This is a genomic window from Dokdonia sp. PRO95, from assembly GCF_000355805.1.
Lineage (GTDB): Bacteria > Bacteroidota > Bacteroidia > Flavobacteriales > Flavobacteriaceae > Dokdonia.
Genome location: NZ_CM001837.1, coordinates 915,280 through 939,672, shown reverse-complemented (window position 1 = coordinate 939,672; position 24,393 = coordinate 915,280). Strand labels below are relative to the sequence as shown.

At 38.1% G+C, this 24,393-nt stretch carries 24 protein-coding genes; 20 read left to right on the top strand and 4 right to left on the bottom strand.

Annotation, left to right across the window (positions count from 1 at the left end; translation table 11 throughout):
• Position 1: 1 nt before the first annotated feature.
• The 7 genes from D017_RS15415 to D017_RS04005 all read left to right on the top strand — a co-directional run bounded on the left by D017_RS15415 (position 2) and on the right by D017_RS04005 (position 6,166).
• Positions 2 to 166 carry a hypothetical protein gene (locus D017_RS15415; protein WP_013750388.1) on the top strand — a complete coding sequence of 55 codons (165 nt, stop codon included), beginning with the start codon at positions 2 to 4 and terminating at the stop codon, positions 164 to 166.
• Between the two features lie 126 nt (positions 167 to 292).
• A complete protein-coding gene (locus D017_RS04030; protein ID WP_035334786.1) occupies positions 293 to 1,804 on the top strand; it encodes a carboxypeptidase-like regulatory domain-containing protein in 1,512 nt (503 codons plus the stop codon).
• Positions 1,805 to 1,911: 107 nt separating this feature from the next.
• Entirely contained in the window at positions 1,912 to 2,529 is a 618-nt protein-coding gene (locus tag D017_RS04025) for a DUF4230 domain-containing protein (RefSeq protein WP_035334785.1), read from the top strand.
• Positions 2,529 to 3,017: an ATP-binding protein gene (locus D017_RS04020; RefSeq protein WP_035334784.1), complete on the top strand. Its 489-nt coding sequence runs from the start codon at positions 2,529 to 2,531 to the stop codon at positions 3,015 to 3,017. The genes D017_RS04025 and D017_RS04020 overlap by 1 nt, the downstream gene beginning before the upstream one ends.
• Positions 3,014 to 3,370 carry an MmcQ/YjbR family DNA-binding protein gene (locus D017_RS04015; protein ID WP_035334783.1) on the top strand — a complete coding sequence of 119 codons (357 nt, stop codon included), beginning with the start codon at positions 3,014 to 3,016 and terminating at the stop codon, positions 3,368 to 3,370. Before D017_RS04020 ends, D017_RS04015 begins: the two co-directional genes overlap by 4 nt.
• A gap of 2 nt (positions 3,371 to 3,372) precedes the next feature.
• Entirely contained in the window at positions 3,373 to 5,145 is a 1,773-nt protein-coding gene (locus D017_RS04010) for a DNA mismatch repair protein MutS (protein WP_035334782.1), read from the top strand.
• Between the two features lie 19 nt (positions 5,146 to 5,164).
• On the top strand, positions 5,165 to 6,166 hold the full coding sequence (locus D017_RS04005) for a metal-dependent hydrolase (protein WP_035334781.1): 1,002 nt from the start codon (positions 5,165 to 5,167) through the stop codon (positions 6,164 to 6,166).
• Here the strand turns inward: D017_RS04005 and D017_RS04000 are convergent.
• The 4 genes from D017_RS04000 to D017_RS03985 all read right to left on the bottom strand — a co-directional run bounded on the left by D017_RS04000 (position 6,163) and on the right by D017_RS03985 (position 9,483).
• Positions 6,163 to 6,582 carry a response regulator gene (locus D017_RS04000; protein ID WP_035334779.1) on the bottom strand — a complete coding sequence of 140 codons (420 nt, stop codon included), beginning with the start codon at positions 6,580 to 6,582 and terminating at the stop codon, positions 6,163 to 6,165. The two genes, D017_RS04005 and D017_RS04000, sit on opposite strands and share 4 nt — an antisense overlap.
• 4 nt (positions 6,583 to 6,586) lie before the next feature.
• The gene (locus tag D017_RS14910) at positions 6,587 to 7,999 is read right to left on the bottom strand and encodes a sensor histidine kinase (protein ID WP_051583793.1); all 1,413 of its coding nucleotides are present in this window, start codon (positions 7,997 to 7,999) and stop codon (positions 6,587 to 6,589) included.
• A 3-nt stretch (positions 8,000 to 8,002) separates the two neighbouring features.
• Positions 8,003 to 8,551 carry a response regulator gene (locus D017_RS03990; protein ID WP_013750379.1) on the bottom strand — a complete coding sequence of 183 codons (549 nt, stop codon included), beginning with the start codon at positions 8,549 to 8,551 and terminating at the stop codon, positions 8,003 to 8,005.
• A gap of 98 nt (positions 8,552 to 8,649) precedes the next feature.
• Positions 8,650 to 9,483 (bottom strand): AraC family transcriptional regulator, encoded by an 834-nt coding sequence (locus D017_RS03985; protein ID WP_035334778.1) that lies wholly within the window; start codon positions 9,481 to 9,483, stop codon positions 8,650 to 8,652.
• Between the two features lie 133 nt (positions 9,484 to 9,616).
• Here D017_RS03985 and D017_RS03980 point away from each other — a divergent pair, with 133 nt between their 5' ends.
• From D017_RS03980 to pgi, 13 genes are all read left to right on the top strand, one after another.
• A complete protein-coding gene (locus D017_RS03980; protein ID WP_035334777.1) occupies positions 9,617 to 10,531 on the top strand; it encodes a dihydrodipicolinate synthase family protein in 915 nt (304 codons plus the stop codon).
• Positions 10,531 to 10,797: a DUF1272 domain-containing protein gene (locus tag D017_RS03975; protein WP_035334775.1), complete on the top strand. Its 267-nt coding sequence runs from the start codon at positions 10,531 to 10,533 to the stop codon at positions 10,795 to 10,797. Before D017_RS03980 ends, D017_RS03975 begins: the two co-directional genes overlap by 1 nt.
• Positions 10,794 to 12,290: an aldehyde dehydrogenase (NADP(+)) gene (locus tag D017_RS03970; RefSeq protein ID WP_035334774.1), complete on the top strand. Its 1,497-nt coding sequence runs from the start codon at positions 10,794 to 10,796 to the stop codon at positions 12,288 to 12,290. Before D017_RS03975 ends, D017_RS03970 begins: the two co-directional genes overlap by 4 nt.
• 6 nt (positions 12,291 to 12,296) lie before the next feature.
• On the top strand, positions 12,297 to 14,009 hold the full coding sequence (locus D017_RS03965; protein WP_035334773.1) for a DUF885 domain-containing protein: 1,713 nt from the start codon (positions 12,297 to 12,299) through the stop codon (positions 14,007 to 14,009).
• A 12-nt stretch (positions 14,010 to 14,021) separates the two neighbouring features.
• A complete protein-coding gene (locus D017_RS03960; protein WP_035334772.1) occupies positions 14,022 to 15,026 on the top strand; it encodes a 4-hydroxyproline epimerase in 1,005 nt (334 codons plus the stop codon).
• 21 nt (positions 15,027 to 15,047) lie between these two features.
• Complete coding sequence (locus D017_RS03955) at positions 15,048 to 16,295, top strand: FAD-dependent oxidoreductase (RefSeq protein ID WP_035334771.1); 1,248 nt, start codon at positions 15,048 to 15,050, stop codon at positions 16,293 to 16,295.
• 163 nt (positions 16,296 to 16,458) lie between these two features.
• A complete protein-coding gene (locus D017_RS03950) occupies positions 16,459 to 17,619 on the top strand; it encodes a homogentisate 1,2-dioxygenase (protein ID WP_035334769.1) in 1,161 nt (386 codons plus the stop codon).
• 8 nt (positions 17,620 to 17,627) lie between these two features.
• Entirely contained in the window at positions 17,628 to 18,101 is a 474-nt protein-coding gene (locus D017_RS03945; RefSeq protein WP_035334767.1) for a CCC motif membrane protein, read from the top strand.
• Between the two features lie 119 nt (positions 18,102 to 18,220).
• Complete coding sequence (hppD, locus tag D017_RS03940; RefSeq protein ID WP_035334766.1) at positions 18,221 to 19,381, top strand: 4-hydroxyphenylpyruvate dioxygenase; 1,161 nt, start codon at positions 18,221 to 18,223, stop codon at positions 19,379 to 19,381.
• 160 nt (positions 19,382 to 19,541) lie between these two features.
• Entirely contained in the window at positions 19,542 to 20,360 is an 819-nt protein-coding gene (locus D017_RS03935) for a DUF3108 domain-containing protein (protein WP_035334765.1), read from the top strand.
• Between the two features lie 103 nt (positions 20,361 to 20,463).
• Positions 20,464 to 21,402: a tryptophan 2,3-dioxygenase family protein gene (locus tag D017_RS03930; protein ID WP_035334763.1), complete on the top strand. Its 939-nt coding sequence runs from the start codon at positions 20,464 to 20,466 to the stop codon at positions 21,400 to 21,402.
• A gap of 20 nt (positions 21,403 to 21,422) precedes the next feature.
• Positions 21,423 to 22,715, top strand: a complete 1,293-nt coding sequence (locus D017_RS03925; RefSeq protein WP_225969330.1) for a peptidoglycan DD-metalloendopeptidase family protein — start codon at positions 21,423 to 21,425, stop codon at positions 22,713 to 22,715.
• An 11-nt stretch (positions 22,716 to 22,726) separates the two neighbouring features.
• Complete coding sequence (gene pgi / locus D017_RS03920) at positions 22,727 to 24,340, top strand: glucose-6-phosphate isomerase (protein WP_035334761.1); 1,614 nt, start codon at positions 22,727 to 22,729, stop codon at positions 24,338 to 24,340.
• The last annotated feature ends 53 nt before the right edge of the window (positions 24,341 to 24,393 follow it).

The window sequence follows — 24,393 nt, the reverse complement described above, 5'->3', positions numbered from 1 at the left end:
CATGGCAAAGAGAGGAACTCCTAAGAACACGAAAAATAAAGCAAAGCATTCTAAGCTTATGGATCGTAAGAAAAAGAAAGAGCGCGAGAAGAGAGACGCTAGTGAAGCGCGATTACTCGAAGCAAAAGAAAAGATGAAAGCTCTTAAAGAGAAAGAAGAAGAATAACAAAAGCGTCCCGATGGACGCTTTTTTTTGTTTTAGAGCGTAACATGTTGACTATAAAGACGTCATTTTAATAGTTTAGGCAACTATTTTAAATTTTCTAGCGTCTATATAGTAAATAACCATCTTATGACGACACTTATAAAATTCATTCTCACGTTACTTACAATAACCTGCGCTGCTACGGCGGTAGCACAATCTTATAGTGTAACCGTAATTGACGAAAGGACTAAAGAACCCATTCCTTTTGCAACTGTAAAGTTATCTGAAAATACAGGTGCAATCACAAATGAAGAAGGCATCTTTACCCTAGGAGAGCATAAGCTATCTGCACTTAGGGACTCTGTGTATATCTCGTCTATGGGATATGAAGAGGTTGCTATTTTTCCTAAGAAAGTGATGGACACTATTATATCGCTGCGTGTAAAAACAAACGAACTAGATAATGTATTTCTCACAAATAATCCGCTGGATGCAGAGGAAATCATAGAGCGCGTTAAAGAAAACATAGCTGTTAACTATCCTAATGCGCTTACTGAGAAAAAAATATTCTTCAGACAGTCTGAGTCTGATCGTATTGATAAAATGGATATCGAAGTAGAAAAAACGACTATTCCAGAATTTAACCAGGTCTTTATGGATAGTCTAGTGGGATCTGTAGCAAAGAAGAGTGATTACTACAGTGAGTCTGTTGGGACACTTTCTGGAAATTATGACAATCAAAAGCTCGTTATAGACAAAGCAGCAAAGCTCTATGACAAAACTAAAAAAGATGTAGGGGTGGAGAGTTTTGGAAAAAGGCTTGAAGAAATTATTGAGAAAAACGTAAAAGCAGATTCTTACTTTAAAATAAAATCTGGAATCGTAGGTACCACTATTGAAGTAGATGACTCTACAAAAATGGGCAGCTCAAATGGCGGACTTAAAATAGAGGTAGATACAGAGCAAGAAGAAAATGACAAGGAGAAAGCCATTACAGAAAGTATCAAATCTGACCTTTCTGATCTGTTTGAGGCTATGTTTTATAAAGAGGATACAAAGCTTGACTTCTTAACAAAATCCAATCGTTATCGATTTACTAAGAGAGAATTTACTGCAATAGGTGATGATATAGTTTACGTAATAGACTTTGAGCCTAAAGGAAGAAAAGATTTTAAAGGGACCTTATATATAAATACTGATGACTTTGCAGTAATGCGACTAGAATATGAAAATGTACGTAAGCTGTCAAGTTTTGGGATGTTTGGCATAAGCTACAAGAAGTACTTGTATAAGGGTAAAAGCATCTATGCAAAAGATGATAATGGTGGCTATTCCTTGCGATTTATGGAGCTAGAAAACGGAGAACGCGTTGGTATAGATAGGCCTTTAAAAATCATTGAGAAAAACAAAAATGTAGGAGGTCGCCGAAAGCAAAATGAAGTAGCGATGGAGATTGAAATAGCAAACACTAGTTATTCAAAAAAGGAGCTCGTTGTTTTTAGCACTACTAGCATTGACCAAAGTACGTATGATGCAGTAGAAGAAATTAAAGAGATGGAGGCAACATACTTATCTGAGTATGATCCTAATTTCTGGAAAGGGTATACTATTATGGAGCCTAATGCGGCTATACAAAGTTTTAAGTCTGAGAGTAAATAATTGACTGGCATATAGATTGTACGATGAGATTATGATACCCATATCCCATTGTGGTTACTGGCATTTTATATGGTGAAGTCTTTGAGGGCTTTTAGTATCTTTACTTTATGGAATTAGTATTTATAGGGCTCGCCATAGGAGCGATACTCTCTTATTTTATATTTAACTGGATCTCTGGAAAATCTAAGGCGCCAGATGCTCAAGCACAATCTGTGGTGCTTATGGAGCGCATAAGAACAGTGTGTAAATTTATCACCGTAGAGGGCGACTTTGCAGAGATATATCATTACGAAGGCTTAAAAAATAAATGGATGAACCTACTCTTAGGTTCAAAAAAAGCAATTGTACTTATCGATGCAAAAGCGCATATAGGTTTTGATCTTACTAAGATTAAAATGGAGGCAGATGATAAGAATAGAACCATCAAGCTGTTTAACTTTCCAGAACCAGAGCTACTTTCTGTAGAGACAGATTTTAAGTATTATGATAAGAAAGAAGGGTGGGCAAATCCATTTACTAGCACAGATCTTACAGAGATAAACAGAGAGGCAAAGCAGCACATACGCGATAAAATCCCGCAGAGCGGACTTTATGAGGAAGCAAAGTCGCAGGCGCTAGAAACCGTACAGTTAATGCAAAAACTTGTAGAAACTATAGGCTGGAAACTAGACTACTCATCACTAGAAATACCTGCGAGTAAGGAGCCTAAGAAAATTGAATCTTAGTGATATATCTCATTACTGGAAATACAGGAGCAGGAAAAACTACATATTCATTAGATCTTAAAAAAAGCGTTAATGGTATCTTATTTTCCATTGATCATTGGAATAAAACATTATTTCTAGATGATAAACAAGATACAGACGGAGTTGACTGGTTTTTAGAACGCATCGCGCGTAACGACCAGATGATTCTATCCCTAGTGTTACAGCTGGAAGAGGCGGATACCCCCGCAATTTTAGATCTAGGATTTGCAAAGCGATATAGAAGAGAACGTTTTTACGCTTTCGCGAAAGCGCATCAAATACCCTATCAGCTTCATTTTTTAGATATAGCTAAGGAAATGAGAAAAGAACGAGTACAACAGCGTAATAAAGAGCAAGGAGCCACCTACGAATTTGACGTTTCGGAAGAAGATTTTGAATTTATGGAAACTTGGTTTGAACCACCTTTGGAAGATGAACTCATAGAAGCAACAATAATTGCCAAGTGAATATAGAAGCATTTAGAACATATTGCCTTGATAAAAAAGGAGTGACAGAGGAGTTTCCTTTTGATGCAGACACCCTAGTTTTTAAGGTGATGGGTAAAATGTTTGCGCTTTGCTCTTTAAAACGAATTCCACTTTCGGCAAATTTAAAATGTGATCCAGATCGAGCTGTCATTTTGAGAGAGACTCACGATGGAGCTATTATTCCTGGATGGCATATGAATAAAACTCACTGGAATACCTGTGTTCTGGAAGAGTTGCCACCACAATTACTAGCAGAGCTTATTGACCATTCTTACAATCTGGTCGTATCAAAAATGACAAAAAAACAACAAGCCGAACTTGCGGCTCTATAATTATGACAGAACCAACTGCCTTTTACGAAGGACAAATCAAAACATATCAGAAAGAAGTATCTGAGATTAAAAGGAAACTCAATATCTCAAGTACTATTAGGCTTGTTGTTTTCTTAGCTACAGCAGCGAGTGTGTATTTCACTCTAGGTAATACGCAATTGCTTATGGGGTGTATAATCGCAGGTGTTATTGCTTTTTTATTACTAGTGAGTCGCCACAGCCAGTTGCAGCACAAGCGTGATCTTACTAAGGCACTTCTGGAGCGCAATGAGACAGAATTAAAAGTTCTTAATAGGGATTTTTATGATCTGCCAGATGGGAGTGAATTTCATAATCCGGAGCATGTTTTTAGTCAAGATATAGATCTTTTTGGTCGTGGCTCTTTCTTTCAGTACTTTAATAGAACGGCTCTTGATAGTGGTTCTTTAAAACTAGTTTCCATGCTTCTTTCAAATAATATTGAAGGAATATCACAAAAGCAAGAAGCTGTAAAAGAGTTAGGCGAGCTGCCAGAGTGGAGGCAGTTATTTAGTGCTATTGCATCATTAGTTAGCACAGATTTATCTGCAGATAGTGTACTGCTTTGGTTAAAAGATTACTCCTCATTTGTACCTAAACAAATGAAACTTATCTCACGTATATTTTCTGTAATCTCATTGCTTACGCTTGGATCTTATTTTATAGGTTTCATTGCTGGATGGTGGGTGTTCATAGTATTTGGGATAGGTTTGTTAATAAGCGGCAGATTCTTTGGGAGAATAAATATGCTCTCTGCACATACGGGGAAAATTCAAACCACATTTACACAATATGCGAGCTTGTTATCTAGAATAGAAGAGCAAGAATTTGCAAGTGATTTGCTAGTAAATAAGCGTAAAATGGTCATCACGTCAGAGCAATCAAGTTCGTCCATTTTAAGAGCTTTTTCAAAACATCTAGACGCACTTGATCAGCGTAACAATTTTATAATTGGACTCATATCTAATGGGTTTTTTCTTAGAGATTTAAGTATTGTACACAACATTGAAGGATGGATTGCAACACATCGCGATGCAGTAGAAGATTGGTTTGAAGTAATCGCCTTTTTTGATGCTTATAACAGTTTGGGTAATTATGCTTTTAATCATCAAGCTCATGTATTTCCTGAGATTACCGAAACTGGAACTACACTAGTTACTACAGGAGCAGCGCATCCTCTTCTTGATCCTACAACTGCTGTGCGCAATGATATCACTATAAAAAACGATGAGTTCTTTATCATCACAGGAGCAAATATGGCTGGTAAAAGTACCTTCTTAAGAACGGTGGCTTTACAGATTGTGATGGGTAACGTAGGCTTGCCCATATTTGCAACGAGCGCTTCATATACGCCTATAAAGTTAATTACTAGTATGCGCACCACAGATAGTCTTACAGATGATGAGAGTTACTTCTTCAGCGAACTCAAACGTCTTAAGTTTATAGTGGATCAGATAGAAACAGATCGTTACTTTATCATCCTAGATGAAATTTTAAAAGGAACTAACAGTACGGATAAGGCAGAGGGTTCTCGTAAGTTTATAGATAAGCTTGTAGGTGCAGGAGCGACTGGTATTATAGCTACACACGATTTAAGTTTATGTGAGGCTGCAAATGATCTCAAGGAGGTGAAGAACTATTACTTTGACGCACAAATAATAAACGACGAACTCTTTTTTGATTACACTTTTAAAGAAGGTATTTGCCAGAATATGAATGCTAGTTTCTTACTAAAGAAAATGGGGATTGTATCATAGCATTATTTAATAAAATAGTATGGATAGTTTAACTCAGATAGTTCTTGGCGCTGCAGTAGGCGAGGCAGTACTTGGTAAAAAGATAGGTAATAGAGCAATGATCTGGGGAGCGGTTGCGGGTACCATACCAGATCTTGACATTGTGTGGAGATATCTTACAGATACTATCACAGCCACCGAGATGCACCGTGGTTTTAGCCACAGTATTGTATTTTCTATTCTCGCAGCACCCTTGTTTGGATGGCTCGTCCATCAGCTTAAAAAACGACCAGATGTAGGCTGGCAAGGATGGTCAAAGCTATTTTTCTGGGGTTTTTTTACACATCCATTGTTAGATGCTTTTACGACTTGGGGAACGCAAATATTTTGGCCATTTAATTGGAGGGTTGCTTTTAATAGCATCTTTGTCATAGATCCATTATACACAGTTCCTTTCTTAATATGTGTCCTCATAGCAGCTACTAGAAAACGTGGTTCGCTTTCGCGAAAGCGTACTAACAACCTTGGCCTTTACATAAGTAGCTCATATTTATTACTCACAGTTGTGATAAAATATGTAGCCCATCAAAAGGTGGTTCAGAATCTTGAGCAGCAGGGCATAACATATACCCAAATCTCAACGCGTCCAGCCCCTATGAATACTGTGCTGTGGAATATAAACGTAGATGCAGGCGAAAATTATCTTATAGGAGATTACTCTTTACTCGACACGCAGCCTATTTCTTTTAAGGCATATCCCAAAAAGCGCTCAGAAAGTGAAGCGCTTATTAATAGGTCAGAAGTACAACGACTCATTACCATTTCTGAAGGATGGTATATTCTTGAGAAAATTCAAGATAAGTGGATATATAATGACCTCCGTTTTGGACTTATCGCTATAGATCCAGATAATCCTCAGTTTGTTTTTAGATACAAGCTAGAGGAAAATAACGGTACTATCACCGCCACAGAAGATCGCCCTGACCCTTCAAATATGAATGCCGTCTTGGGTAATCTATGGACAAGGATTAAAGGCAATTAATCATCAAAACGTCCTGGAAATTGCTCTTTTAGAATTTTAAAAAGATTTTCTTGAGTAAGCGGTTTGTTATCAAAATGCTGCAATAAGTCATACTTTTCGGCCTTCTTTTTATCTACTGGAGATGTAGAGGTCGTAAGCATCGCAATCACCACTCCTGCTTTTTGCACATCTTCTAATTCTTCATAATGCTCTAAAAACTCAAATCCATCCATTCCAGGCATGTTGATGTCTAAGAAAATTAGGTCAGGGCGTGGATAATCTTCATTAATGAGAGTTTTGAGATAGGTAAGCCCCTCCTCGCCAGAATACTTGATGGTTACTTTTGCAGTTACCTGTGCCTTTTTAATTACACGTGAATGTACAAAGTTATCAGACTCAGAATCATCTATCAGTAATATCTCTCTTAGTGGTTGCATGCTCTTATTTTTTTAAAGTAAATGTGAATGTGCTGCCTTCACCTACGGTAGATGCAACACTTATTTTTCCCTTATGTAATTCAACTATTTTTTGACAGAAGGCAAGACCTATACCTGTACCTTCATATTCCTTTGCACTGTGAAGGCGTGTAAACATGTTAAAGACTTTGTCTAGGTGTTCTTTTTTAATTCCTAATCCATTATCAGAAACTTTAAACGTGTAGTAAAGTCTCGAGTCGCTTACACCTATATGGATCTTTGGAGCTCGTTCCGGTGGAGTAAACTTGATGGCATTTGTAATTAAGTTTACAAAAAGCTGTCGTAATTCTACTGGATAACCAGATACAGTAGGAAGTGTGTCCTTAGTGATAACTGTCCCGCTCTCTTCTATGCGAGTGCCTAGGTCTACATTTATATCGTTTAAAAGTTTGTTGAGATCAATTTTTGAACGCGTTCCAGAGCGGCCCAATCTACTGTAATTGAGTAAGCCGGTAATCAGACTTTTCATACGTGCTGTAGCTCCTTTTATAAAGTCAAAATAAGTGCCAGCCTCACCGTCTAATTTTTCTCCATAATCTTCTTCAAAGAGTGCAATAAAGTTATCTACCGTGCGCAGAGGTTCTTGCAAATCGTGAGAAGCTATGTAAGCAAACTGGTTAAGCTGTTTGTTCTTATCTTCCATCTGGTGAATGAGATCTTCATTCATTTCCATTTGTGCTTCTTTAAGAGCAATTTCTTGATCTCGAGAGTGTACTAGCTCAATAAGAGCATCATTATTTTCTGCAAGTTTTGTAAAGAGCGGAATAAGTCTTTTTCTAACGGCATACACATTAAAAAGCATCAATAATAAGGCTATTGATAATGCAATAAGACTTAAAACATAAATCGTGTCGTAGGTAGATTTACGCTCTAGTAGTAGTGCGTTTTCCTCAATAAGCATGATGTCTCGCATATTATCAATAGCATCTATGAGGCGCAAGGTTTCTACTCTTCCGGTACGTTTTCTATTTTCTTCTGGAGTACGTAGGACGTAGTTCTCCATGTTATTATCCATGCCCTGTATACGCTCATTTACTAGCGCTTCAAACTTTCTTAAGTTTTCTTGTTGTGAGGGGTTATCTTGAGTTTTTGTTTTAAGCTGATTGATCTCACCCCTCAATTTTGCTATTTGGACTTTATAATCAATGCGATATTCAGGGTCTTTACTTATTAAGTAACCCCGTAGCATGCTCTCAGCTTTTAATAGAGTCTCAGATACATTATGAATTTGAGTAGTTGTTTCATTAGTATGAACAATCCACTTTTGAGAGTATTGTGATGCTAGATATAACAGTGTAACTAAAACTATTACAGTAAGCGTCGAAAAAAAACTTAAGTAAAGTGACCTGACTATATTTTTAGATTCGGTAGTATCCATGGGTTATTTTATGGATAAAAATTTGAGCACTTTGTCTTTAAGAGATTCAATCGCTTCTTTGTGCTCGTAAGCTTCAAAGTCATGATGGCGCAAGTAATCTGTAAGCTCTCGCTCTCTAGCATCTTTTTCACGTTGTCTTTCTAAACGTGTGATAAGTTCCTGCTTTTCTGAAATAAATTTTTCAAAAAGAGGTTGTAGTTTTTGTTGTAAATTTTGAAGGTTTTCTTTCAAGAAAAATCCAGAGGCTCCTTGTAAGATAAGCTCTGCTGCTTTCTCTTCATTGTTGAGGTTTCCTGTAATAATAATTACCGGGATCTCACTATTAAATTCCTTGACTTGTTTAATAACGTCAAATCCGGTAAATCCTTCAAGGTTGAAGTCACTTACCACGATATCTGGTAAAAACTGTTTGAGAGCCACAGCAAGTGAAAGCTCTTTGTCTGAAATGCTGATCTCAACATTATTACAAAAACGTTTAATCTGTTTTTGTACGAGAAAAGCATCAGATACTAGGTCTTCTACAATAAGTATGCGTAGTGGAGTATCAATCATTTTGGTTAGTCTAGGTTGTTTATGTAAAGATATGAGATATTATATCGTAGCTTTCTTAACATTTTTATAAAAATCTAAGAAAAGAAAAACTTAAATAATTACGTCCTATCCTTGTCTCTAAAGGCGCTTGGAGTGATTTTCTTCAATTTCTTAAAGTTTTTATTAAAATGCGATAAAGTCTTATAACCGCAGCGATCTGCAACATCTGCTATAGAAATTTCTTGTTGGGCTTCTAGTAAGGAGCAGGCATGTGCAATGCGAACTTCAGTAAGAAAACTAAAATATGACTTGTTTGTGCGCTGTTTAAAGTATTTGCAAAAGCTATGAGGCGTCATAGATGTGAGTGATGCGAGATCATTTAAATGCACCTCTTGCTTGTAGTTTGCTAGTGTAAAGTCAAAGATTGCACTCATGCGTTTTCCATCTTTTTCAGAAATATGACGTTTATAGATAAACGTCGAGAGCGAGATGCTTTTCTTGATTTTCAAGACAGTAATTAGGTCTATAAAATGCCCTAGTCTATGCATTCCTTGAGCCGTGTTTATATGTTGGAACAAAGAGTCAATTTCAGGAGTTACGGATGTTTTAAATCCCGCTTTCGCGAAAGCGTTAAAATCTGCAATACCTTTCCCTTCTTCTAGTTGTAAAAATATATCGCCAAAAGATGCTGCACTAAAGAACACAGAATACATCAAGCAATCTGCGGTGTCACTATTAAATACATGGGGCTGAAAGCTACCTAAAACAATTACCTCTCCAGCCGAAAATGAATGAACAGTGTCTCCTGCCACTAGAGTTCCCGTTCCTTTCTTAATGTAGCTTATTTGGATTTCCTCATGATGATGGAGTGCATTGTATAATACACCTTGATCTACTTGAAATAGAATAGCAGCATTGCTAGGCTTCGGAATTTTAAAAGGAAGTACACGCATGCATAAAGGTACTTTTTTGTTTTAATTAATTAGCAAGTCACGTTAATTTGGATAATATACTATTATAGATGGATAAAACAGTATTTAATCTTAAGCTTATGGCGCCATTATCTTTGACCAAAATAACATCATTATGAGCATAGAATGGAAAGGTGTCATGCCTGCGGTAACGACAAAATTCACAAAAAAAGATGAGCTAGATCTTGACATGTTTGCTGTAAACATCAAAGCCCAACTTGATGCGGGAGTTCATGGTATTGTGCTAGGTGGAACGCTAGGGGAGGCGAGCACTCTGGAAGATCATGAAAAGCGCACACTTACTACGGAGACGGTAAAACTTGTAAAAGGTAGTGTACCCGTCATGATAAACATCGCCGAGCAATCTACAAAAGGCGCTATAGCTGCTGCACACAAAGCCGAAGAAGACGGAGCAAGTGGTCTTATGATGCTTCCTCCTATGCGATATAATGCAGGAGACGCAGAGGTGGTTACTTATTTTCAAGACGTAGCCAGTAGTACTAGCTTACCTATTATGATTTATAATAACCCTATAGATTATAAAATAGAGGTCACGCTCAATATGTTTGAGACCTTGTTAAAACAGGATAATATTGAAGCTGTAAAAGAAAGTACTCGTGACATTTCTAATGTGACACGCATTAAAAACAACTTTGGAGATAGACTTAAAATAATGACTGGTGTTGATACTCTAGCGCTAGAGTCATTGGTGATGGGAGCAGATGGCTGGGTCGCAGGTTTAGTATGTGCTTTTCCAGCAGAGACTGTAGCAATATACGAGCTACAAAAGGCTGGTAGAATTAAAGAAGCAATTGAGATTTATCGCTGGTTCTTACCACTACTAGAATTAGATATAAATCCTAAACTGGTACAAAACATAAAACTTGCAGAAGTACATACTGGTATAGGGACAGAAGATGTGCGTAAACCTAGACTGCCACTTTCTGGAGATGAGAGAGAACATGTCTTACAAATAATTAAAAGTGGATTGGCTAGCAGACCTAGTTTACCTGCCTATAAAAACTTATAATGTTACAGATAAGACCATCATGTGAACATTGCAATAAGCAATTGCCGTATAATGCTAGTGATGCAATGATATGCACTTTTGAATGTACCTTTTGCAAAGAATGTGTAGATGATATATTATTAAAAGTATGTCCTAACTGCGGAGGTGGTTTTGAGAAGAGACCAATACGACCAGAACATCTATTACAAAAGTATCCGGCATCTACAATTACAGTGCATAAACCAGTAAACGTAGCATTGCATCAGCAAAAAATTAAAGCATTATGATTACAGGAAAGAATCAAATAGGTTTTACACAGAGTGCTAAGGGCGCCGTTACCTATAAAACTATAAATCCTCAATTAAATAAGGAAAATCCAACCGCATTTTACGAGGCTACTCAACAAGAAATAGACACAGCTTGCGCGCTTGCTCACAACGCTTTTCATCCCTACAGTCAAATAAAAGGAAGTAAACGCGCAAGCTTTTTAAATAATATTGCAGACGAGATAGAGGCTCTTGGCTCAGATCTTACGGATATGTACACGCAAGAGAGTGGTTTGCCAGAAGGTAGAGCACAAGGAGAACTAGGTCGAACATTAGGACAGCTTAGAATGTTTGCAGAGTTAGTGTCACAAGACAAGTGGCGTAATCCTATAGGAGTTGGTAACACCAGCGGACTTAAAAAAGCATTGATTGCTATAGGGCCTGTAGTTGTTTATGGGGCAAGTAATTTTCCGCTGGCTTTTTCTACGGCTGGTGGTGATACCGCTAGTGCGCTTGCAGCCGGTTGTCCTGTTATTGTAAAGTCACATCCTATGCATTCAGGTACGGGAGAGATGGTGGCAACAGCAATTATAAAAGCTGCACAAAAAACAGGAATGCCAGAGGGTGTTTTTTCTAATCTTAATAGTGCAGGTATTGATGTAGGAGAGCAACTCGTAAAACACACGGTAATAAAAGCCGTTGGATTTACGGGTAGTCATACTGGTGGTCGTGCACTGTATAATCTCGCTGCACAAAGAGATACTCCTATTCCAGTTTTTGCAGAGATGGGAAGTATAAATCCTGTGATTATAACGCAGGAGGCTTTAAGTAATAGAGGCTCTCAAATAGCCGAAACATATGCAGGTTCTATCACTCAAGGTGTAGGGCAGTTTTGTACAAATCCAGGACTAATTATTACCGTTGCTAGTGATGAAGCTCAAGCTTTTGTAAATGATCTAGCAAATAATCTGAGCAAGGTAGAGGAAGGATGCATGTTGCATCCACGTATACAATCTGGATTTACTAGCGGAGGGAAAGAAATGGCAAAAGTACCTGAAGTTACTTTTGTGATGAGTACTAATAGCAGTAAAGAAAACCATGCAGCTCCCACACTAGCAGTTGTAAAAGGTGTAGATTTTATCAATAATTCTCAGTTGCACAAAGAAGTTTTTGGTCCCTTTTCTATGGTTGTGCTTGCAAAAGATGAAGCAGAACAGTTAGCGATTATAAAAAATCTAGAAGGGCAGCTTACGGCAACTCTTATCGCTCAAGATGAAGAGGTTGCCACATTACAAGATATTACACTAGCTTTACAAGACAAGGTAGGTCGCATCATTTATAACGGAGTTCCCACAGGAGTTGCGGTAGAAGATGGCATGACACACGGAGGACCATATCCAGCAAGTACAGATAGTCGCTTTACGGCGGTAGGGAATCATAGTATTTTGCGTTGGGTAAGGCCTTTTAGTTTCCAAGACTTTCCTTCGGCGCTGTTGCCAGATTATCTAAAATAGAACCTTATGAAGCATATAATTATACTGCTCGTTTTCTGTATTTCAATGAATGTTTGCGCTCAGAATTCTTCGGCGCAGCTTGCAAAAATTATAGAAGATAGTCAGGAGTTCAAGTGGCAAGATGATTTGGCAGATGAGCATCCTATGGGTGTGTTTTCAAAAGAACGGTTTGAAAAGGAGTCCGCTTTCGCGAAAGCGCAACTTAAAAAACTACAGGCTATAACACCATCAACGTTGTCTGAAACGGAGCTCATATCTCTAGAGTTACTCATGTTTAAGCATCAAGAAACGGTAGATTATTATGAATACGAACGCTATCTAAATCCGCTGTTGTCAGACTCGGGTTTCCACAGTAGTTGGAATTATATGGTGCGTCCCATAAGTACGTATAAGCAAGCTGTTTCATACCTCAATAAGCTGAAAGCGTTACCAGACGTAGTAGATCAATATTTACCATTATTGAGAGAAGGAGTAAAAAAAGGTGTCTCGCAGCCGCATGTGATTTTTAATGGATATGAGAGTACGTATGATTCACAAATTGTAGGCGATTATAAAGACAGCTTCTATTATGAGCCATTCTTAAACTTACCAAGTTCAATATCGGGAGCGCAAAGAGATTCACTATTGGTAGCTGCTAGAAGCGCAATAGAACAACAGGTTGTTCCGTCTTTTGAGCGTGTAAAAACATTCTTTGAAACAGAATATCTCCCGAAAACTCGCACTACCCTTGGAGTTTCAGAAACACCAAATGGAAAAGCATATTATCAAAACAGAATAAACTATTACACTACCCTAGATATCACCGCAGACGAGGTGCATAATAAAGGACTCGCTGAAGTTGCCCGCATCAAAGCCGAAATGCAGAAAATTATTAAGGAAATAAACTTTGAAGGCTCTTTTGCAGACTTTTTACAATTTTTGCGCACAGACAAACAGTTTTACGCCACTTCTCCAGAGCAATTACTTATGATTGCTCGCGACATGGCAAAAAGAGCAGATGCTCAGTTACCTCGATTTTTTAAGACTTTACCTCGCAAACCATACGGAGTGGCTCCAGTACCAGATGCTATTGCTCCTAAATACACGACAGGGCGATATGTAGGTAGTGCAAAGGGAAGTACAAATCCTGGATACTACTGGGTAAACACCTATGATTTACCTAGTCGTCCGGTGTATGTGCTGCCATCACTTACAGTTCATGAGGCCGTTCCTGGGCATCACTTACAAGGATCGCTTAATCAAGAGTTGGGAGATAGTATTCCAACATTTAGAAAAAATATGTATGTAAATGCATATGGTGAGGGATGGGGATTATACTGCGAATACCTCGCTGCCGAAATGGGAATGTATACAACACCGTACGAACGTTTTGGACAATTGACCTATGAAATGTGGCGTGCTTGCAGACTTGTAGTAGATACTGGATTACACGCAAAAGGCTGGACAAGGGAGCAAGTGGTAGATTATATGTCTGAAAACACAGCGCTTTCCATACATGAAATTAATACGGAGACCGATAGATATATCTCATGGCCGGGACAAGCGCTTGCTTATAAAATGGGCGAACTCAAAATAAGAGAATTGAGAACGCTAGCAGAAAAAGAGCTAGGTGCTAAGTTTGATATTAGAGAATTCCATGAGATTATCTTAGAGCAAGGAACGGTGACACTCGCTATACTTGATAGACGAGTGAAACACTGGATTGAGAAAAATAGTTAGCACCTGTTTAATATGAAGCACACTTTTAGTTGTATAGACGCACACACCTGCGGAAATCCCGTAAGACTCGTCGCTCATGGTGGGCCAGATCTAAAGGGAGCAACTATGAGCGAGAAGCGACAGCATTTTCTTAAAGAGTATGACTGGATACGCAAAGGATTGATGTTTGAACCACGCGGTCATGATATGATGAGCGGGAGCATCTTGTTTCCTCCGCATGATCCTGAAAATGATTTTTCTATTCTTTTTATAGAGACTTCAGGATGTCTGCCTATGTGTGGTCACGGAACTATCGGGACGATAACAATCGCAATAGAAGAAGGAATCATCACACCTAGAGTGCCTGGTATTATTAAAATGGAAGCCCCAGCAGGATTAGTTGAAATTGAATACCAACAAACTGGTGATAAAGTAGATTGGGTACGTCTCACTAATGTAGCCTCTTTTCTAGCTGCCGAAAATCTAACCGTCGATTGCCCAGATCTCGGCGAAATTTCGTTTGACGTTGCTTATGGAGGGAATTACTACGCAATTGTAGATTCACAAAAGAATTTTGCTGGCGTACACGAGTTTACGGCTGGTCAGATTATACAAATGAGTCAAGTAGTGCGTGAGCGTATTAATGAGAAATATCCTAATCAGTTTATCCATCCAGAAAATGATACCATAAGGGATGTAACCCATATGTTATGGACAGGTAATCCTATAGATGCAACATCTGATGGGCGCAATGCTGTTTTTTATGGAGATAAAGCAATTGATCGCAGCCCTTGTGGTACGGGAACTTCGGCTCGGCTTGCACAATTATATGCAAAAGGGAAATTGAAAGTAGGAGAACCTTTTGTACACGAAAGTTTTATAGGTTCAAAATTTATAGGTCGTGTAACAAAAGAAACAATGATAGGTGATCAAAAAGCCATTGTACCTAGCATACAAGGATGGGCAAGAATATATGGACATAATACCATTACCATAGACGAGGAAGATCCCTATGCTTTAGGGTTTTCTGTAATATAGCATTGGATAAAAGAAGTATTTATGGCAAAAAATGTTATCATCATAGGTGGAGGGATTATAGGGTTAAGTTGTGCATACTTTCTACAAAAGTCTGGACATCAAGTCACGGTTATAGATCAATCTAAAATGGATGGCGGCGCGAGTTATGTAAATGCTGGGTATATGTCTCCTAGTCATCTCGTACCACTGGCAGCTCCCGGAGTCATGAGGCAAGGGATAAAGTGGATGTTTAATAAAAAGAGTCCGCTGTATATTAAGCCACGTCTTGAAGCAGATTTCTTAAAATGGTCGCTAGCTTTTAATAAGTCGTGTACTCAGAAACACGTAAATAGAGCTGTTCCCGTAATGAAAGAAATTGCGGTATTGGGCCGAGATTTATATCATCAGATCAAGCAAGAAGAAGGATTTTCTTTTCACTTAGAAAAAAAGGGTTTGCTTATGCTTTGCCAGACAGAAGAAACACTTCATCACGAGGACGAACTTGTGCAAATTGCAATAAAAGAAGGGCTAAGTGCAAGAGTCATTACTGCGCAAGATGTTAAGAAGATGATGCCAGATGCTACGCTTGATATCGTGGGCGCCTCGTATTTTGAGTGTGATCATCACAGCACTCCTGGCGAATTCATGGCAGAAATGAAAGCGCATCTTTTATCAAAAGGTGTTGTCATTCGACAAGAGGAGAAAGTGATTGATTTAGAGATTAATAATGGTAAAATCACCAGTGTAAAGACAGATAAAGAAGTTCTTAAAACAGATGAGGTTGTGATGGCAGCTGGAAGTTGGACAAGTACGCTTTCGCGAAAGCTAAACATAAACCTACTCCTTCAAGCTGGAAAAGGATATCGCATCCAGACCACAAAAGAGACAGGAATTACCTACCCATCTATACTTGCAGAAGCAAAAGTGGCGATAACTCCAATGAATGGATTTACACGTTTTGCAGGAACGATGGAAATTGCTGGAATAAATCACACAATTAGTAAGGCTCGAGTAGACGCTATTGCAGATGGTGTCAATAAGTATTTTTCAGAAGTACATATTACAGCAGAAGAAAAAGCTGGTGCTACCTGTGGCTTGCGACCAGTATCTGCAGATGGGATGCCATATATAGGTAAAAGCTCAAAATGTAAAAACCTCACTATCGCTACGGGTCACGCAATGATGGGGTGGACGTTAGGACCTAGTACAGGTAAACTAGTGCAAGAAATTGTAGATGAGGTAACACCTAGTATGGATATGGCTATGTTTCATCCAGATAGAACTTTCTAAATTCCATTTTTACAACACGGTAAAAATCCCCTATATTTACGCTCATGAACGCACAAGGCTGGATAAACTTACCTATACTTCTTAATTTCCTCATAAAGAGGAACCCAGAATAGATTGCTTTACTTGATTTTGAGTAACTTTAAGACAATCTAAAAACACAACAATGCCTTTTTATCATAAGTTGGGAGATATCCCTCATAAGCGTCACACTCAGTTTCGTAAACCAGATGGTTCCTTATATTCCGAACAATTGTTTGGTACCATAGGTTTTGACGGGATGAGCACAAATAGCTATCACGTACACAGACCTACGCAAGTAAAGGAAATACGTAAGCAATACTCTGTAAAACCAGAAATTGCAAAGGAAAATAACATGCAATCGTATCGTTTTCGTGGTTTTCAAATAAAACCAGAAAAGGATTATTTAGAAAGTAGGAAAGCCGTACTTACTAATAGTGATTGTACCATCATACTTGCAGCTCCTCAAGAACGCACACAAGATTATTTTTACAAAAACACAGATGCAGATGAACTTATATTTGTTCATAAAGGCACTGGAAAACTGCGTACACACTTAGGAAATCTTGATTTTAAATATGGAGATTACTTACTCATTCCTAGAGGAGTTATCTACAAGATAGATTTTGATACGGATGATAATAGACTCTTTATCGTAGAGTCGCGCAGACCTATTTATACTCCTAAGCGTTACCGAAATTATTTTGGTCAACTGCTGGAGCACTCTCCATTTTGTGAGCGTGACTTAAGACAGCCGTATGAGCTAGAAACTAACGATGAGAAAGGAGAGTTTCTAATCAAGGTTAAAAAGCAAGACGATATTTTTGAGATGGTATATGCTTCTCATCCTTTTGATGTGGTAGGATATGACGGCTATAACTATCCATACGCATTCTCAATTCATGATTTTGAACCTATAACTGGTCGCATCCACCAGCCGCCACCAGTGCACCAAACATTTGAAACAGATGCTTTTGTAATCTGTAGTTTTGTGCCTAGAAAATACGATTATCACCCGCTCAGTATTCCAGCACCATACAATCATAGTAATATAGATAGTGATGAGGTGTTGTATTATGTAGATGGTGATTTTATGAGCCGTACAGATGTAGAGGCTGGACATATTTCTTTACACCCAGCAGGTATTCCTCACGGTCCGCACCCAGGAACTGCAGAGAAAAGTATAGGGAAAGAGGGAACAGAAGAGCTTGCAGTGATGGTAGATACTTTTAAACCACTTATGGTTTGTAAAGACGCCATGGCAATTGCAGACGAGAGTTATTATCAAAGCTGGCTAGACCACTAAACATCAATATGCAAAATAAATTACCCGCAGATCCGTCTGCATTAATATTAGGAATCGTTGGCCTCGTGATAGGTGTTGCTGGTTGCTGCTGTTATGGATTTACAGCAATCATTCCACTAGGACTGAGTATCGCAGGACTTGTGATGGCAAATAAGAGCATGAAACTCTATCGCTTAAACCCAGATGAGTTTTCTGAGTCAAGCAGGAGCAACGTTTCCATAGCACGAACTCTTAATATTATTTCCATCATTTTAAATGGATTATTCTTACTTATCGTGATAGGAGCGCTTGCGTTTTTAGGAGTTGCTGGTATGACTGGAGCATTTGATGATCTTACAAATGATGCGTATAGCACAGATAACAACTGGGAGTACGAAGATGATTTTAATGATGATGTTTTTATGGAGGAGGAAGTAGACTCTATAAGTACAGATTCTATTTTCTTAAACGAGGTGTTTCCAGAAAGAGATAGTATTGATTAATTACGCTTTCGCGAAAGCGTAACAAAAACAACATAACAATCTGCGCAAGCAGAAGACTTATAAATTAGTATTAATAGTGAAGTAATAGCTTAAACTAACTTCGCTGAAAAGTAACAACTATGAGCAAGGACTTAAAATCTGTAGACTACGGATTAGAAAAAATATTTGAAGGAGCGCAAGATTTTCTTCCGCTTCTAGGGACAGATTATGTGGAGTTTTATGTGGGTAATGCAAAACAAGCAGCACACTTTTATAAAACTGCTTTTGGTTTTCAATCATATGCTTATAAAGGTCTTGAGACTGGATCTCGAGATGAGGTAAGTTATGTGCTTAAGCAAGATAAAATACGCATTGTACTTACTACACCGCTTAACAGTAAGTCACCTATAAACGATCACATTGTAAAGCATGGTGATGGTGTAAAGGTGGTTGCATTATGGGTAGAAGATGCAAGAAGTGCTTATGAGGAAACTACAAAACGTGGTGCAAAATCATATTGCGAGCCTTTTGTAGAAACAGATGAGCATGGAGAGACTGTGCGCGCAGGGATTTACACCTATGGAGAGACAGTACACATGTTTGTAGAGCGTAAAAATTATAAAGGAGTGTTCTTGCCAGGTTTTAGAAAATGGGAGTCTGATTATAATCCAGAACCTACAGGTTTAAAATATGTAGATCACATGGTGGGTAATGTGGGCTGGAACCAGATGAATACATGGGTGAAGTTTTATGAAGAGGTAATGGGGTTTGTAAACTTCTTGTCTTTTGATGATAAACAAATTCACACAGAATACTCGGCACTTATGAGTAAGGTAATGAGTAACGGGAACGGTCGCATTAAATTCCCGATAAACGAACCAGCAGAGGCAGCAAAGAAATCTCAAATAGAAGAATATTTAGATTTTTATGAAGGAGCTGGTGTACAGCACCTCGCCCTTGCAACAGATGATATTATTAAGACGGTAGCACAGCTTAAGGCTCGTGGTATCGAGTTTTTACCACCACCGCCACAAACGTATTATGACGATATCCCACAAAGACTGGGTGAGCACATGAAAGTGATGAAGGAAGACATAGAACGTTTGCAAGAGCTTTCTATTCTTGTAGATGCAGATGAAGATGGATATTTACTTCAGATATTTACTAAGCCACTAGAAGATAGACCAACCTTATTTTTTGAAATCATACAACGTATGGGGGCAAAAGGATTTGGAGCAGGAAACTTTAAGGCACTTTTTGAGTCCATAGAAAGAGAGCAAGCACAGAGAGGTACTCTGTAGGGTTCCAAGTGCGCTTTCGCGAAAGCGTAACGCTGTTATTTGCACAATTACAATTATTTAACTAAAACTTCGTCTTAGAAATAGGACGGAGTTTTTTGTTATTATATTTTTGGAATAACAATTGTATTATATGCTTTATACAACCAAATAACGACCTAAGATGAAGTCACATAACAAATACATACCTGCCTTATTAATAATGATAGTGCTTCTTGTAAGTACTGCCTTCATGCAGGCGCCAGTAAGTAATGGTGTGATGAAACATAGGGATACTTATCAGGCTGGAGAGTGGCTTAAATTTAGAGTGCATTACGGGCTGCTTACTGGGGGTTATGCTACTATAGATATTAAAGATGCTACTTATAAAGGAAAGCCAGTGCATCACATTAAAGGTTTTGGAGAGACTACAGGTATTGTGGGTCTGGCCTTTGGGGTAGAGGATTATTATGAGAGTTGGGTAGATAAAAAGACCGATTTACCTTATAAATTTCTTCGAAAGATAGACGAAGGTGGTCACACTAAAAACAAGGTGATAGAATTTGATCAAGTGTCAAATAAAGCGCATATAAACGATATAAAGCGTAATAAGAAAACCACCATTGATACAGAGCCAGGTATTCAAGATATGGTCTCTGCAATGTATTACTTGCGTAATAATCTTACTACAGACGAGTTAAAGGCTGGAGACGAAATTAAGCTTACCATGTTTTTTGATGGAGAAAACTATCCATTTAAAATGCGTTTTCTGGAAAGAGAAACCATTCGCACTAAGTTTGGAAAGGTAAAGACATTAGTATTTAGACCACTCGTACAGTCTGGTCGTGTTTTTCAAGAAAAAGAAAGTCTTACGATATGGGTGAGTGACGATGATAATAAAATACCGCTTCGTATTAAGGCTGATTTGTCAGTAGGTTCGCTTAAAGCAGATCTAGATGCATATAAAGGACTTAAGCATCCTTTTGAGATCGTGTTTGATTAAGGATTTTGTAAATTGCCACTTAATAAATTAGGCAACACAGCGTTGATGTTTGTGAAATACGAAGTGTTTGATAAACGCATTATCGACGGTCCAATAACTACTCATGAAAAAGCCCATTCAACCAGACATAGAAAAAATCATCAATCAGCTTGATGATAAGTATGAGAAGATAGATCAAGATCTTGATGATCATCTTGAAGGATTACTGCAAAGTAAGCCTATTACTTATTGGGACTATATCCATACAGATGCATTATTAAGTTTGCAGTTGCCACGCACGAGCATGCCAGATGAAAATGTGTTTATCATGTATCATCAGGTTAATGAGCTGCTTTTTAAAATGGTATTATGGGAGATTGAGCAAGTAGCACACCACCCTGAGCTTACCGTAGACTTTTTTAGCTCTCGCTTAGGACGTATAAGTCGGTATTTTGATATGCTCACAAGTTCTTTCTCGATTATGCAGGAAGGAATGGATGTTGAGCAGTATATGAAATTCAGAAAAACGCTGACTCCAGCTAGTGGTTTTCAAAGTGCGCAATACAGAAAAATCGAGTTTGCAAGTACAGATTTAATAAATCTTATAGATAATCGCTTTCGCGAAAGCATAGACCGCAATACTCCGTACGAACATGCGTTAGAACATCTATATTGGCAAGCCGCCGGCAAGGATTATCATACTGGTAAAAAATCTTATTTGCTCACAGCCTTTGAAGAGAAGTATAAAAACGACTTTGTAGCGTTTACAAAAGAATATAATACTATAAATTTGTACGCCCGCTTTAAAAGTTTACCTCAAGAAGTCCGTGAGAATCAAAAGTTACGTGATGCCATGCGTCACTACGATTACACAGTAAATGTCACTTGGGTTATGTCTCATTATCATGCTGCAAATCATTATTTAAATAATGGTGAGAAAGTAGTGGAGGCAACAGGCGGAAGCGAATGGACAAAATATATGCACCCTAAATACCAGCGACGTATTTTCTTTCCAGATGTCTGGACGGCAGAAGAGCTAGCAAACTGGGGGCATGATGTATAATGAATTACAACTTACTTTTTGTGAAATATAACCACCTATATCTTTTAGTTTTTTTAAGCCTTTTTATTTATGCCTGCGGAAACACCAGCTCAGACGAGACAGATGCCGAAGAAATTTATACTGCGCCACCTGAGGTAGTCAAAGAGTACGGATACGTGCTTGATGATTATATTGTAGAACGAGATACCGTGCAATCTGGGGATAGCTTTGGAAAGATTCTTTTTGATGCAAATGTAGATTATGCAACGATAGAAGAGATTTCTGATTCTGTAAAATCAGTTTTTGATACGCGCCGTATAAGAAAAGGAAAACCTTATGTCTTACTTAAGTCTAAAGACTCTATAGAAGCTGCGCAAGTATTTATTTATGAGCAAAACAGAGAAGATTATGTTGTAGTTGATTTTGAAGAAAATGTAAAAGCTGCAGCAAAAAAGCATCCTACAACCACTTATGAACGCGAAATCTCTGGAGTAATAAATAGTAACCTATCTTCTACTTTTGACGATCTTGGGGTGAGTGTAAATGTCGCTTATAAAATGGCAGATATTTACGCATGGACTATTGATTTTTTTAAACTTCAAAAAGGTGATCGCTTCAAGGCGATTTATGAAGAGCGCTTTGTAAATGATACAATCCCTGCTGGTATAGGTAAAATTAAGGCAGTTCTTTTTGAACATGCCGGGCGTGAGATATATGCATTTAGATTTGCAAATGACTCTCTGGCTGGTGGTTTTGATTACTTTGATGAAAATGGAGATAACTTACGTCGTGCTTTTTTAAAAGGACCACTCAAGTTTAATAGAATATCGTCAAGGTATAACCTTAAAAGACGTATAAAGTACTATGGTTACAAGTTGCGCCCACATAAAGGAACTGATTTTGCAGGAGCTATAGGCACACCTATCCTTGCTACGGCAGATGGAGTAGTTACAAAGTCAGAGCGTCGTGGAGGTAACGGTAATTATGTAAAAATACGCCACAATGCTACTTATGATACGCAATATCTACACATGCAAAGACGAGCTGTAAAGGTAGGTCAGTCTGTACGTCAAGGAGATGTAATAGGAACTATAGGTATGACTGGAAATTCTGGTGGACCTCATGTGTGTTATCGTTTTTGGAAAAATGGAAAACAAGTTGACCCTTTTAAAGAGGACCTGCCAGCATCAAAACCATTAGATGAGCGATTAAGACCCATTTATGATAGTATACGCAAACCTCTAAGACTTCAATTAGATAACATTCCGTTTATGTCTGAAGCTGAAATGGAGTTTGCACAACAGCAAGCAGAAGAAAAACAACAACAATCTTAAGAACCTACCTAATGAAAAATATTAACCCAACCACAACGGCAGCTTGGAAAGCATTAGAAACGCATTACAAGGAAACTAAAGATACCTTGCTGGTAGATCTTTTTAAGGATAGCACTCGTGCAAGCGATTTTACAATTATTTGGGATTCATTATATGTAGATTATAGTAAAAATAGAATCACAACCGAAACTCGTGATCTTCTTATACAACTAGCAGAAGAGGTTGGATTAAAAGAGGCAATTGACAGTTATTTTGGTGGGGATGCAATAAACGCTACAGAAGATAGAGCAGTGATGCATACCGCATTGCGTGATGAAAAGAGTGACGCTTTTGCAAAGGAAGAAGTAGATGATGTAAAAAAGTCAATCGAAATTTTTACTGAAAAAGTTATTTCTGGTAAGCATAAAGGCGCTACCGGTAAAGAGATTACAGATGTTGTAAATATAGGTATAGGTGGATCAGATCTTGGGCCAGTGATGGTTGTTGAGGCATTACAGTATTACAAAAACCACCTGACTACTCATTTTATATCAAATGTAGATGGTGACCATGTAATGGAGACTATTAAAGATCTTAATCCAGAAACAACGCTTTTTGTAATAGTATCAAAGACATTTACAACTCAAGAGACATTGAGTAACGCCACAACAGTAAGAAAGTGGTTTGTAAATCAACTAGGAGAAGAGGCGGTGGGTAGCCATTTTGTTGCAGTTTCTACTAACGAGGAGGCTATAGCTAACTTTGGTATTTCTTCAGATAATGTATTCCCCATGTGGAACTGGGTGGGAGGGCGCTTTTCTCTTTGGAGCTCAGTAGGTTTATCTATAGCGCTAGCTGTGGGTTATAAAAACTTTGAAGGCTTACTTCACGGAGCTTTTAAGATGGATGAACATTTTAAAAACACGTCGTTTGATCAAAACATTCCAGTGATTACGGCACTTTTAAGTGTGTGGTATAATAATTTTTATGGAGCAGAGACAGAAGCTGTAATTCCTTATTCTCAATATTTACATAGACTTCCAGCATACTTGCAACAAGCAATTATGGAAAGTAACGGAAAAAGCGTAGATCGCAACGGTGACCGCGTTTCGTATGAAACTGGAAATATTATTTGGGGCGAACCAGGAACCAACTCACAACACGCATTTTTCCAATTGATTCATCAAGGAACAAAATTAATTCCGGCAGATTTTATTGGTTTCAAAAAGTCACTTCACGGTAATCAAGACCACCATGATAAGCTTATGGCAAATTTCTTTGCACAAACAGAAGCACTCATGAATGGTAAGACTGTATCTCAAGTGGAGCAAGATTTTGAGGGAAGTACGCTTTCGCGAAAGCGTATAGAAGAACTCATACCTTTTAAAGTTTTTGAAGGAAATAAGCCTACAACAACAATTCTAGGTGAAAAACTCACTCCAGAGAGCTTAGGGTCACTGGTGGCAATGTATGAACATAAAATTTTTGTACAAGGAGTGGTATGGAATATATACTCTTATGATCAATGGGGAGTTGAGTTAGGGAAGCAACTTGCAAAAAAAGTGCTTAATGAGTTTAGTTCAGGTACAAGTGAAAATCATGATGGTTCTACTAAAAACTTGATGAACTACTATAAGGAAATATAACAAGTAGTTGATTATTAGTATTTTATTAAGAAACCTTTCAGGCTAATGTTTGA